At 58.7% G+C, this 12,651-nt stretch carries 11 protein-coding genes and 2 pseudogenes; 6 read left to right on the forward strand and 7 right to left on the reverse strand.

Features of this window, described 5'->3' with window-relative positions:
• Window positions 1-20 precede the first annotated feature (20 nt).
• From LJU32_26810 to LJU32_26825, 4 genes are all read left to right on the forward strand, one after another.
• A complete protein-coding gene (locus LJU32_26810; protein ID WKV88867.1) occupies window positions 21-479 on the forward strand; it encodes a hypothetical protein in 459 nt (152 codons plus the stop codon).
• A 100-nt stretch (window positions 480-579) separates the two neighbouring features.
• Window positions 580-1,317 (forward strand): hypothetical protein, encoded by a 738-nt coding sequence (locus LJU32_26815; GenBank protein ID WKV88868.1) that lies wholly within the window; start codon window positions 580-582, stop codon window positions 1,315-1,317.
• A gap of 71 nt (window positions 1,318-1,388) precedes the next feature.
• Window positions 1,389-3,308: an alkaline phosphatase family protein gene (locus LJU32_26820; GenBank protein WKV88869.1), complete on the forward strand. Its 1,920-nt coding sequence runs from the start codon at window positions 1,389-1,391 to the stop codon at window positions 3,306-3,308.
• Window positions 3,309-3,477: 169 nt separating this feature from the next.
• Window positions 3,478-3,669, forward strand: coding sequence for a type II toxin-antitoxin system Phd/YefM family antitoxin (locus LJU32_26825; GenBank protein ID WKV88870.1), 192 nt, complete (start codon window positions 3,478-3,480; stop codon window positions 3,667-3,669).
• Here the strand turns inward: LJU32_26825 and LJU32_26830 are convergent.
• Window positions 3,670-4,849: pseudogene (locus tag LJU32_26830) on the reverse strand (aspartate aminotransferase family protein). It lies immediately after the preceding gene.
• A 102-nt stretch (window positions 4,850-4,951) separates the two neighbouring features.
• On the opposite strand from LJU32_26830, the pseudogene LJU32_26835 reads away from it, so the two are divergent.
• Together LJU32_26835 and LJU32_26840 are read left to right on the forward strand one after the other, a co-directional pair.
• Window positions 4,952-5,847: pseudogene (locus LJU32_26835) on the forward strand (LysR family transcriptional regulator).
• A 163-nt stretch (window positions 5,848-6,010) separates the two neighbouring features.
• A complete protein-coding gene (locus LJU32_26840) occupies window positions 6,011-6,712 on the forward strand; it encodes a hypothetical protein (GenBank protein WKV88871.1) in 702 nt (233 codons plus the stop codon).
• Between the two features lie 255 nt (window positions 6,713-6,967).
• On the opposite strand, the gene LJU32_26845 is transcribed toward LJU32_26840, so the two are convergent.
• From LJU32_26845 to cyoA, 6 genes are all read right to left on the reverse strand, one after another.
• Entirely contained in the window at window positions 6,968-7,459 is a 492-nt protein-coding gene (locus LJU32_26845; protein WKV88872.1) for a RidA family protein, read from the reverse strand.
• A 235-nt stretch (window positions 7,460-7,694) separates the two neighbouring features.
• On the reverse strand, window positions 7,695-8,582 hold the full coding sequence (cyoE, locus tag LJU32_26850; protein ID WKV88873.1) for a heme o synthase: 888 nt from the start codon (window positions 8,580-8,582) through the stop codon (window positions 7,695-7,697).
• Between the two features lie 10 nt (window positions 8,583-8,592).
• Complete coding sequence (gene cyoD, locus LJU32_26855; GenBank protein WKV88874.1) at window positions 8,593-8,928, reverse strand: cytochrome o ubiquinol oxidase subunit IV; 336 nt, start codon at window positions 8,926-8,928, stop codon at window positions 8,593-8,595.
• Complete coding sequence (gene cyoC, locus LJU32_26860; GenBank protein ID WKV88875.1) at window positions 8,928-9,551, reverse strand: cytochrome o ubiquinol oxidase subunit III; 624 nt, start codon at window positions 9,549-9,551, stop codon at window positions 8,928-8,930. The genes cyoD and cyoC overlap by 1 nt, the downstream gene beginning before the upstream one ends.
• Window positions 9,539-11,584: a cytochrome o ubiquinol oxidase subunit I gene (gene cyoB, locus LJU32_26865; protein WKV88876.1), complete on the reverse strand. Its 2,046-nt coding sequence runs from the start codon at window positions 11,582-11,584 to the stop codon at window positions 9,539-9,541. The genes cyoC and cyoB overlap by 13 nt, the downstream gene beginning before the upstream one ends.
• Window positions 11,585-11,587: 3 nt before the next feature.
• Window positions 11,588-12,529, reverse strand: coding sequence for a ubiquinol oxidase subunit II (gene cyoA / locus LJU32_26870; protein ID WKV88877.1), 942 nt, complete (start codon window positions 12,527-12,529; stop codon window positions 11,588-11,590).
• Window positions 12,530-12,651: the final 122 nt, after the last annotated feature.

Here is a 12,651-nt window from a genome sequence, read left to right on the forward strand (position 1 = left end):
TAGTCCATTACAGAGAAGGCATGGCGCGACGCTACTATTTTGCTATCTTGCCGTCCACTCTCAACAGGCGAACAAGTTGGTCGCCTCTGGCTCGTGGCAAGGAAAGAAATCCGATGGATGCTGTGTTGTGTTTGGTAGTCATGGCTGCAATGTGGTTCTGGGTGGTGCGCCAGCGCGGGCGATGGAATCTGTGGTTGGCGAACCTTGCCGGAGCGGGCAGCGCTGTGGTGATTGGCATTGTCTTCACACTGCTTTATAACGCGCTGTTCGGCACCACCATGGCAGCGCCCGGACTGCATAACAGCCTGGTGGTGTTCATGACCAGCGCGGGCGTTCTGGCGGGCGTGTGGTTGTGGATCGCCAAGCGTCGTCAGCCGGCGCATCCGGTTGCGCGTCAACTGCTCGCGGGGGTTTGTGGCTTCGCCGCCGGCATGATCACGTTGATGTTTCTGGCGGCGAATTATTTTCCGCAACCGTAGCCGGACGGCGCGTCTATTTTGCTATCTTGCCGCGCATCGTCGGCGCTTGCTGATCGTCTCGCGCCGCGCTTGGATTGTTGAAAGTTAAGGAAAGGACCAAATGGAGTTTCTGCGTTTTCTGGCGTTCGTCGCTGTCTGGGGTTTCATGTGGCGCTGGGTGGTGAAGAACCGCGGCAGCTGGAATATTTTCTACGGCAACATCGTTGGCGCGGCGGGCAGCTTCATAGTCGGGCTGGTGATGTTGTCGATCACGTTTTCGCTGTTTCCTTCGTCGTTCGATCACGAGGCGGCGCAGGCGCAAAACACGCCAGTCGTCGAGTCGACCTCTGTACTGCCTGAAGCCGAGGCAGTCACGCCCGCCACCGAGCTGAAAGATGCGCCGGTTTTTGCTGCCATCGAAGCGGATGACAAGCCTTCCCCGCCGGACTCCGCACTGTTGCCGAATAACGTCAGCCGAGCGCCGAAATCAATGGCGGTACAAACGGTGCTGAATCAGAGCGACTACGAGGGTCGCATGGCCCTGGCCGCGCTGAACAAGAAGTTGCGCAGTGACGCACAAGCCGACAAGTCGATGATCGCGTATGTCATGTGCAGCCCGTTTGTGACCAGCACCCTGCGTTATCCCGCTTCGGCGCGCTTTGCCGACAGCAAAGCGCTGGTCAGCCATCGCTACAAGGATCAGATCTACAGCTTCAGCAACAGCGTCACCGCGCGCAACATGAATGGCGACGATGTGACCTACCGTTTCGATTGTTCTGTACAAGAGCTGCCACGGGTTGATGCGACGGCCGGGGAATGGCGTTTGCTGGCGCTGACACTGCAAAAAGCCGACTCTTAAGGCTGATTTAAGGGATCAAGGCGCCGGCTGCGCTATCATCGCCGGCCTGTGCGCCTTGAGCTTTGCCCTCGATGTTTTCAACACCTGCTGACCTGATCTCGCTGCCTCCTGTCCTGGCCGGCCCGCTGCTGCGGCGGCTGGAGCCGACACGCGTGGTGCTGTGGCTGGTGGGCTCGCGTGAACTGGCGCTGACCTTGCGCCTGCAAGGTGTAGGAGATATTCCGCTCGATGCGCAGAAATGCACGGTCATTGCCGTAGGCCGTCATGCCTTCGTGCATCTGATCGACGTCCAACTTGAAAGCGCCCTGCCCTGCGACACGTTTATCAATTACGACCTGCTGATCGATGACGCCATCGGTATGGCTGAGTGGGCGCCTCATCTGCTTTACCCCGGCGCTACCTGCGCGAACCTCGTCGTGCGTTCGCGGATCGACCAATTGCTCCACGGCTCCTGCCGCAAGCCGCATCATCCGGCAACTGACGGTTTGCTCTGCGTCGACCAATTGCTGGCCGACGAAACCCAGCCCCAACACCGTCCTGCGCTGCTGATGATGAGTGGTGATCAGGTCTATGCCGACGATGTTGCCGGGCCGATGCTGCGGGCGATTCATGCCTTGATCGAGCGTCTGGGTCTGTTCGACGAGCACCTTGACGGTGCCGTGGTCAGCGACAGCGCCAAGCTCTATGAGCACCCGGCCAGTTACTACCACCGTGCGGATTTGTTACCGGCGCTGGAGAGCAACGAGACGTTGCGCGAGCGATTTTTCGGCGGTGCGCGTAAGCCGATTTTCACCAGCAGCAGTGCCGACAATCACCTGGTGACGTTCGCCGAAGTCATGGCCATGTACATGCTGGTGTGGTCGCCGACGCCGTGGTCGCTGATCAATCCGGGCGCTCCGACACTGACCCCGGAACGCCGCAAGCGCTACAACGCCGAGCACACGCGCATCGATGCCTTCAAGGCTGGCCTGGGCAACGTCGCGCGGGCGCTGGCGCATCTGCCGAGCCTGATGATTTTCGATGATCACGACATCACTGATGACTGGAATCTTTCTGCGCAGTGGGAGGAAACCGCCTACGGCCATCCGTTCTCCAAGCGCATCATTGGCAACGCGCTGATTGCTTATCTGTTGTGCCAGGGCTGGGGCAACAATCCGGACGCTTTCAAAGGAATGCTGGAGCAGACCGCGCAACTGAGTGCCAGCGGTGATGACGGCTATCTGGACATGCCGGTGCAGGATGATCTGATTGATCAGTTACTGCGTTTTCAGCAGTGGCATTTCGTGTTGCCGAGCACTCCGGCACTGGTGGTGATCGACACGCGCACCCGGCGCTGGCGTAGCGAGATGGCTCTCAAGCAACCGTCGGGCCTGCTCGACTGGGAAGCCTTGAGCGAACTGCAACAGGAACTGCTCGATCACCCGTCGGCAATCATCGTTTCGCCGGCGCCGATCTTTGGCGTGAAGCTGATTGAAACCGTGCAGAAGGTGTTCAGTTGGTGCGGTTACCCGCTACTGGTCGACGCGGAAAACTGGATGGCCCATCGCGGCGCAGCGCAGGTGATCCTGAACATTTTCCGACACTCGCGCACGCCCGGGAACTACGTGGTGCTGTCCGGCGATGTGCATTATTCCTTCGTCTACGAAGTCCTGATCCGCCACCGCAAGGCCGGCCCACGGATCTGGCAGATCACCAGCAGCGGCATCAAGAACGAATTCCCGCCAACGCTGCTGGAATGGTTCGACCGCCTCAACCGCTGGCTCTACTCACCGCGCTCGCCGTTGAACTGGTTCACCAAACGCCGGCTGATGCGCATCGTCCCGTACACGCCGGAACATGCCGAGGCCGGGGAACGGCTGTGGAACTCGGCGGGGATCGGACAGGTGTATTTCAATGAACAGGGGCAGCCGAGCGAGATTGTTCAGCACAACTCGAATGGGGCGGAGAAGACGAGGATGCTGGCGCCGGAGTTGGGAGATGGGCCAGACTGAAACCAGATCTGAGCATAGGTGGAGGGCCCGGCAACGGGCACTCCACCTGCTGACAATTACAGCAGATAAGGATTACAAGCCTCTCGGAAACGTCTCCGAAGTGCTTAAGTGATACTGGGCGCAATCACAGTCGACCTCGCTGTGTACCAACCTCTCGCAGGCCCACATCATGCAAACCATCACCTTCAGCAAAACCACAGCTCACCTGGCCTTGTCGATGGACCAAGCAACCAATGATCGCGAACCGTTGCTGATTACCAGGCGCGGTGCCGAACCGGTTGTGATGATAGGTCTGACTGACTATGAGTCACTTTTGCGGACAGTCAATTCGCCGTCCTTACCAGACACTCCGCAGCAGTGATTATGCAGATAGGGCTGACGACAACGTCCGCCCGACCCCTCTGACAATCATCCCTACCTCGCGCTCATCAATCGTCAACGGCGGCAGCAACCTGATGGTCTTGCCACGAGTGACGTTGATCAACAAGCCGTGATCCCGCGCAGCGATCAGCGTCAGGTCGCGCACCGGTTGTTTCAGCTCGATGCCGATCATCAGGCCCTGCCCCGGATTGCCAGCACGTTCGGGTTGTCTGCCAGTTCGGCGCGCAGGCGTTCCAGTAACCGTGCGCCCTGCACCCGCGCATTCTCCAGCAGGCCTTGCTCTTCGATGATGTCCAGCACCGTGCAGCCGACCCGGCAGGCCAGTGGATTACCGCCGAAAGTGCTGCCGTGGCTGCCCGGGGTGAACAGGTCGGCCGCGCGGCCACGGGCCAGGCAGGCGCCGATCGGCACGCCATTGCCGAGGCCTTTGGCCAGGGTCATGACGTCGGGCACGAAGCCTTCGTGTTGAAAGGCGAACCACTGCCCGGTGCGGCCGATGCCGGTCTGGATTTCATCGAGCATCAACAACCATGCGTGGCGATTGCACAGGTCGCGCAGGGCTTTGAGATAACCCGGCGGTGCGATTTGTACGCCACTTTCGCCCTGAATCGGCTCGACCAGAATCGCCACGATGCGCGTGCCGTGTTTGCGCTGTATTTGCTCCAGCGCCGGGAGATCGCCGAACGGCACTTTGACGAAGTCCCTGGCAGTTCGTTGAATCCCAGGCGCACTGCCGGGCCATCGCTGGCAGACAGCGTGCCGAGGGTGCGGCCATGAAACGCGTTGGCCATGACCACCACCAGCGGCTGCTCGATGCCTTTGCGCCAGCCGTAAAGACGCGCCAGTTTCAGTGCCGTCTCGTTCGCTTCGGCGCCGGAGTTGTTGAAGAACGCGCGCTCCATCCCCGACAACGCCGTCAGGCGTGTGGCCAGTTGTTGCTGCCAGTCGATGCTGTACAGGTTTGAGGTGTGCAGCAGCAGCCCCGCTTGCTCGCTGATCGCCGCGACGATGCGCGGATGCGAGTGCCCGACATTGGTCACTGCCACACCGGCAACGGCATCCAGATATTCGCGCCCCGCCTGATCCCACAGGCGCGTGCCCAGGCCCTTGGTGAAACTCAGGGCCAGTGGTTGGTAGGTGTTCATCAGGGCGGCGGTCATGACGTGAAACTCCATTGCAGGTCGGTGTTTTTGCAGTATGGTTAGCCACCTGAGCTGGATAAACCCGGGAAAACTTCAATCATTTAACAGCCGAGCTTGATAATGGATTTGTTTCAGTCGATGGGCGTCTACGTCAAAGTGGTCGAAACCGGGAGCATGACGGCCGCCGCTGCGAAGTGCGAAATGTCGACGACGATGGTGGGCAATCATTTGCGCGCGCTGGAGCAACGGCTCGGCGTGCAACTGCTGCAACGCACCACGCGCCGCCAGCGCCTGACCGAATTCGGCAGCGTCTATTATCAGCGCTGCCTGGAAGTGCTCGGCCTGGTGGCCGACTCTGAACGCCTTGCCGAACAAGCGTCGGACGAGCCGCGCGGCTTGCTGCGTATCACCGCGCCGCTGACCTTCGGCGTCGAACGACTGACCCCGGCTCTCAGCGAATACTCCTTGCTCTATCCGCAAGTGAAGCTCGACGTGGTGCTGACCAACAGCCGCCCGGATCTGCTGGAGAACGGCCTCGATGTCGCATTCCGCCTGGGCAATTTCGACCAATCCAACCTGATCGCCCGCCCCCTGATCGACTACACCCTGACGGTCTGCGCCTCCCTGAATACATCGCGCGGCGCGGCATGCCGCACACGCCACAGGATTTGCAGCAACACGATTGCCTGTCCTTCGCCTACCCGGCTGGCGATGACTGGCAATCGGTGGAAAAACGCTGGCGTCTGAGCGGCCCGGAAGGTGAAGTCCTCGTCGACGTCAGCGGGCCGATGCTGATCAACAGCTCCGCCGGTCTGCACCAGGCAGCGCGCAACGGCATGGGCATCATGATGCTGCCCGACGCGCTGGTGGAGCAGGATCTGCGCGACGGCAAACTGATCAGGGTAATGACGGACTACCAACCGCCGAGCAGGCCGATGCATTTGTTGTATGCGCAGGATCGCTATCGGTTGCCGAAGCTGAGACGCTTTGTCGAGTTTGCGATGCGTACTTGGGGAAACCCGCTGACGCCATGCTCGGAAAATAACGCACGCCGGGAAAAACCCCGACCACCAGACCGTTGCTCCGTGACAACGCCGCCCCGCTCCCCTAAATTAGTCGGCCTGAAAAAGACCTCGTGCTTTCTCGCCCCAACTCAAGTTAAAAAGTAGTGAAATTTCAATGTCCGATTTCAACACCGCTGAATCCGTAGTCACCCAGTCGTCCAAAGCGGAATACGAAAACTCCATCAATCTTTCACAACACCTGCCTCAAGCCAAAATCATCAGCGAGATGGTCCTCGACGCGTTCCAGTCGACCCGCGAGAGCGACCAGATCCGCGAATTGCGTGCGGCGATCCGTCAGGCGCATGACAGCTTTGATGACGACAAGGCGTACGAGCTGATGGGCGAACTCAAGCGCCTGAAAGACGCCGAGGCAGCCGACATTGCCGCGCTGGAAGATCTGAGCAGCAAGTTCTCGATCGGGCGCATTCTGTCCAGCTTCAAGGACGATCCGGCGTTTCAGGAAATCGTTTACGGTCTGGCGCTGAAAGTGCTGAATCAGACCCATCAGGCGATCAGCAACCCGAGCGGCGGCAAGAGCAAGGCCGCCAAAAAGAAAGAAGTGGAAATCTTCACCATCAGCAAGGACGGCGCCAGCGTAACCCTGCCGATGCGCACCCCGCGTTCACGTCTGAACGTTGATCGTGAGGCACTGGAATTCCTCGGCTTCACCTTCGTCGGTGAAGGCGATGAAGCCGAGCTGGAGAGCGAAACCTTCATCGATAACGCCGGCACGGAACAGGCGGTGAACCGCAAGAACATCATCACTGCCCTGCAGCAGCAGACCGCGTTTAATGGTTACAGCATCGCGGCGCAGTAATCTGCCAAGCGCTTGCGAAAAAGCCCCGCACTGAGATTCAGGCGGGGCTTTTTGTTGTCCGGCTTGTGATTCGTGAGGAGGCGAAAATCGTCGCCCCTCACCCCAGCCCTCTCCAGAGGGAGAGGAGCCGACTTGTGTGATTTTCAAACCTGAGTTCGGCCCGGTATTTCAGGTCGGCGTATATCTTGAGAGCCCCTCAGTCAGTCCCCTTTTCCCTCCGGGAGAGGGTCAGGGTGAGGGCAAACCGCTACCCCCTCAAGCCGAAGGATGCAACGCCGCAATCATGTCCACTTCAATCGCCGCATTCTTCGGCAACTGATAGACGCCAATGGTCGTGCGCGTATGCCGTCCGGCATCGCCCAGCACATGGTTGAACACGTCCGAAGCGCCGTTGGCCACTTCGCTCAGGTCGACAAAGTCCGCCGTCGACTTCACATACACCGTGACCCGCAACAACGCGCGGATCTTGTCCAGTGAGCCGACCGCATCGACGATCAGCGCCAGGCAACGCATGGCGCTGATGCTTGCGGCGGCTTGCGCATCCTTGAGGTTCAATTCCAGCCCCACGCGACCGGGATAGAGAATCTTGCCATTGACCCGCGGCACCATGCCGCTGATGTAGAGCTCGTCGTGCTGACGGATCAGCGGCGCGTAATTGCCACCGGCGGTGTTCTCGCCATAGATGTCGTAGTTGAGTTCTTCGGCCAGGGCGATAAAGCGCTCATCGCAGGTCATCCGTTCGGTCATTGCGCCCAGCCTTTTGATCAATGCACGGGTTGAGACAGTCGAGCACCGAAGGATGGCTTGGAGCTACTACTGTCGGGGTTGGATCCGAATCTAGGTCTTTTACCGAAGGGCCGCAACCGCAAACTGTGGGAGCGAGCCTGCTCGCGAATGGCAGCACCCCGAACGAGCATATTTCAGCCAACAAAAAACCCCGCACATCTCTCAACGTGCGGGGTTTTTCTGAAGCTTGCAAACCTTACGGCGCGTACGTCAGCAACAGCTCTGTCGGCACCTTGAAGTCCAGGGACATCATGACGCTCAACGCAGTGATGGTGAAGATCGAGAACACGAACAGCTTGCGTGCCCAGACGGTGTCATCGACTGCCTTGTAGCCGGTCCAGGCCATGTACAGCCAGTACATGCCCATGGCGGCGGCGACGGCGAGGTAGCTCATGCCGGCGTAGCCGCTGAAGGTCAGCATCAAGGTCGCCACGAGGAACGCCAGGATGTAGAGCAGGATGTGCTTCTTCGCCACTTGAATGCCGCGTTTCACTGGCAGCACCGGAATCGATGCGGCCAGGTAATCATTGAAACGGAAAATCGCGATGGCGTAGGAATGCGGCATCTGCCACAGGCTGAACATCACCAGCAGGGTCAGTGCGGCCATGTCGAAGCTGTTGGTCACGGCAACGTAACCAATCACTGGCGGCATGGCGCCCGACAGACTGCCCACCAGCGTGCCGTGAACCGACTTGCGCTTGAGGTACAGGCTGTAGAAGCCGACGTAGATGATGAAGCCGATTACCGCGAACAAGGCAGCCAACGGGTTGGCCACCTTGTACAACAAGGCAACGCCGAGAACACCCAGAATGGTCGCGTAAACCAGGGCCAGTTTCAGGGAGATGAGGCCCTGGACCAGCACACGATTCTTGGTGCGTTCCATCTTCAGGTCGATGTCGCGGTCGATGCAGTTGTTGAACACGCAACCGGAGGCCACGACCAGGGAAGTACCGATCATGGCGGCCAGAAACACCGCCAGATCGACATGCCCTTTCGAGGCCAGGAAGAACCCGCCTGCCACAGAAAGCACGTTACCGAAAATGATCCCCGGTTTGGTGATTTGGATAAAGTGCTTGAGCGACATCGGGTCTACCTCACTTCGCCATCATGTACGTGTGGATGCTGAACATGATCCACAGCGACAGGCCAACCAGCAGCACGATCACGATCGCCGTAAAGACGAATGCGATCACGTTGTTACGCTGTGCAATGGAACGGTCCAGGTGCAGGAAGTAATACAGGTGAACGATCACCTGGATCACTGCGAACAGCAGAACGATTGCCAGCGTCGTCGACTTCGGCAGGGTCGGGTACATCACCAGACCGAACGGAATGACGGTCAGGATTACCGACAGGATGAAGCCGATGGCGTACGACTTGACGCTGCCGTGGCCAGCATCGTGGCTGTCATGGGAGTGTGCATTAGCCATTACAGAGTCCCCATCAGGTAAACAACGGTGAAGACGCAAATCCAGACCACGTCCAGGAAGTGCCAGAACAGGCTCAGGCAGCTCAGACGGGTCTTGTTGGTCGACGTCAGGCCATGCTTGTTGACCTGATACATCATGATGCCCATCCAGATCAGACCGGCCGAAACGTGCAGACCGTGGGTACCGACCAGGGTGAAGAACGCCGACAGGAAGCCCGAACGGCTAGGACCGAAGCCCTCGGAGATCAGCAGGTGGAACTCGTTGATCTCCATGGCGATGAAGCCCGCGCCGAGCAGGAAGGTCATGAACAACCAGCCCAGGACCGCCTGCTTCTTGCCCTTGTACAACGCCAGCATGGCGAAGCCGTAGGTGATCGAACTGAACAACAGCAGAGCGGTTTCGCCCAGCACGTATGGCAGTTCGAAGATGTCGTGGCCCGACGGGCCACCGGCAACGTTGTTTACCAGTACTGCGTACACCGCGAAGATCGACGCAAAGAGAATGCAGTCGGTCATCAGGTAGAGCCAGAAACCGTATACGGTCATCTCGCCCGAGTCGTGGTGATGGTCATCGTGCCCATGGTCACCATGGGCGTGTCCAACATTGGTCACTAAGTTCGACATGGTTTAAGCCTGTTCCAACGAGGTTTCAACACGGGTGGCATTGGCCGGGATTTTCCTGCCGCGACCAGACGCTTGTGCTGCTCGGCTTCGATACGCTCGATAGTTTCAACCGGAACCATATAGCCCTGGTCGTCACGTGCAGCGTGAATCACGAAGTAAACGACGGTGCCCACCAGGCTCGCGATCGCCAGCCACCAGATGTGCCAGATCATCGCGAAACCGAAGACGGTCAACAGCGCGCCCATCACCACGCCAGTGGCGGTGTTGTTCGGCATGTGGATCGGCTCGTACTTGGCCGGACGCTGGTACGCAGTACCGTTTTCCTTGGCTTCGGTGAACGGGTCGATGCAGTCAGCCTTAGGCAGCACAGCGAAGTTGTAGAACGGTGGTGGCGACGAGGTCGACCATTCCAGGGTGTGTGCATTCCACGGGTCACCGTGATCGCAAACGTTCTCTGGCTTGTTGCGGTCACGCACACTGACGTACAGCTGGATCAGTTGGCAGGCGATACCGGCAGCAATCATCACCGCACCGAACATGGCAACGTACAGGTACGGTACCCACTCAGGGTTGGTGGTGGCGTTCAGACGACGGGTCATGCCCATGAAGCCCAGTGCATAGAGCGGCATGAACGCGACGAAGAAGCCCGAGATCCAGAACCAGAACGCTGCTTTACCCCAGCCTTCGTGCAGCTTGAAGCCGAACGCTTTCGGGAAGTAGAACGCGAAGCCAGCGATGTAACCGAATACCGCACCGCCGATGATCACGTTGTGGAAGTGCGCGATCACGAACAGGCTGTTGTGCAGCACGAAGTCAGCACCCGGGATGGCCAGCAGTACGCCGGTCATGCCGCCGATGGCGAAGGTCACCATGAAGCCCAGCGTCCACATTACCTGGCTGGTGAAGCGCAGACGGCCCTGGTAAATGGTGAACAGCCAGTTGAACAGCTTCACACCCGTCGGGATGGAAATCAGCATCGTCGCCAGACCGAAGAAGGCGTTGACGCTTGCACCCGAACCCATGGTGAAGAAGTGGTGCAGCCAGACCATGAAGCCCAGTACCGAGATCGCGCCCGAGGCGTAGATCATCGAGTGGTGGCCGAACAGTTTCTTGCCGGTGAACGCCGAGATCACTTCCGAGAAGATGCCGAATGCCGGCAGGATCAGGATGTAAACCTCAGGGTGGCCCCACGCCCAGAACAGGTTGACGTACATCATCGGATTGCCACCAAGTTCATTGGTGAAAATGTGGAAATCCATGTAACGGTCAAGGGTCAGCAGTGCCAGGGTAGCGGTCAGGATCGGGAACGAAGCCACGATCAGAACGTTTGCCCAGGTGCAGGTCCAGGTGAAGATCGGCATGTCCATCAGTTTCATGCCAGGGGTACGCATTTTCAGTACGGTCGCGAGGAAGTTGACCCCGGTTAACGTCGTACCCAATCCGGATAGCTGTAGCGCCCAGATGTAGTAATCCATACCCACGCCAGGACTGTATTGCAGACCCGACAGCGGCGGATACGCAACCCAACCGGTCTTGGCGAATTCACCGATACCCAGCGACAGGTTGATCAGCACAACGCCGGACACCAGCAGCCAGAAGCTCAGGGAGTTCAGGAACGGGAACGCAACGTCACGCGCACCGATCTGCAGCGGCACTGCAAGGTTCATCAGGCCAGTGAAGAATGGCATCGCCATGAAGATGATCATGATCACACCGTGAGCGGTGAAGATCTGGTCATAGTGTTCAGGTGGCAGGTAGCCAGGCGAACCCTCGGTGGCCATGGCCAGCTGGGTACGCATCATGATCGCATCGGCAAAGCCGCGCAGCAGCATGACCATGGCGACGATGATGTACATCACGCCGATTTTCTTGTGGTCGACCGAAGTCAGCCACTCGGTCCACAGGTACGTCCACTTCTTGAAGTAAGTGATCGCAGCGAACAGCGCCAGACCGCCGAGGGCGATCATGGCGATGGTCACCATCACGATCGGCTCGTGGAATGGGACTGCTTCCCAACTTAATTTACCAAACATCGTTTACTCCTCTGCCCCGGCAGCTGAATGCGAACCCGCGTCAATATCCGTGGCCGCCACTTCTTTCTCTTTCTTCTCGTGCTTCAGCGGCTTGCCCGGCTTCATACCTTCGTACTTGTCGACGATGATCTGGAACTGGTTCGGCGTGACCGACGAGTAGAGTTCGACTGGGTTGTTCTGGCTCGGTTTGGCCAGGGCCGCGTATTCAGCCTGATCAAGCTGTTTAGGCGACTTCTTGACTTCACTTACCCAGGCGTCGAAATCTTCCTGAGTGGTGGAGATAGCCTTGAATTTCATACCGGTGAAACCGGCACCGCTGTAGTTGGCGGAGATACCGTCCATTTCAGCGTTGCGGTCAGCGATCAGGTGCAGCTTGGTCTGCATGCCCGCCATCGCGTAGATCTGGCCGCCCAGGCCCGGGATGAAGAACGAGTTCATCACGGCGTCGGAGGTGATCTTGAAGTTGATTGGCGTGTGCGCCGGGAACACGATCTTGTTGACCGTGGCAATGCCTTGTTCCGGGTAGATGAACAGCCACTTCCAGTCCAGCGCGACGACTTCGATGGTCACCGGCTTGACGTCAGACTCGATCGGACGATACGGGTCCAGCTCGTGAGTCGAGATGTAAGTGATGTAACCCAGGGCGATGATGATCAGCACCGGGATGGTCCATACGGCCACTTCGATCTTGGTCGAGTGCGACCACTTCGGCGTGTAGACGGCGTTCTTGTTCGAAGCGCGGTACTTCCAGGCAAACAGGAAGGTCATGACGATGACCGGCACGACGACCAACAGCATCAGCAGCGTGGCGGTGATGATCAGGTTGCGCTGTTCCAGGCCGACCTGGCCCGTTGGATTGAGCAAGGTCATGTTGCAGCCTCCCAGCAACAACGTGCCGAGCAGCGGCACTAGGCCTAGTAATCTGGGGTACCTGTTTTTACTCATCTCACGACCTCTAAAGCAGCTTGCGCAATGCAGTTGGGTTTTGATCGCCAACACTTCACCCTGCCAAGGGTTGGCATTTTCTTTGGATTGAATAAGGGCCGCCCGTCGCGCGTCACACGCTC

It is taken from the genome of Pseudomonas sp. B21_DOA, from assembly GCA_030544685.1.
In the GTDB taxonomy this organism is placed as follows: Bacteria; Pseudomonadota; Gammaproteobacteria; order Pseudomonadales; family Pseudomonadaceae; genus Aquipseudomonas; species Aquipseudomonas fluorescens_AO.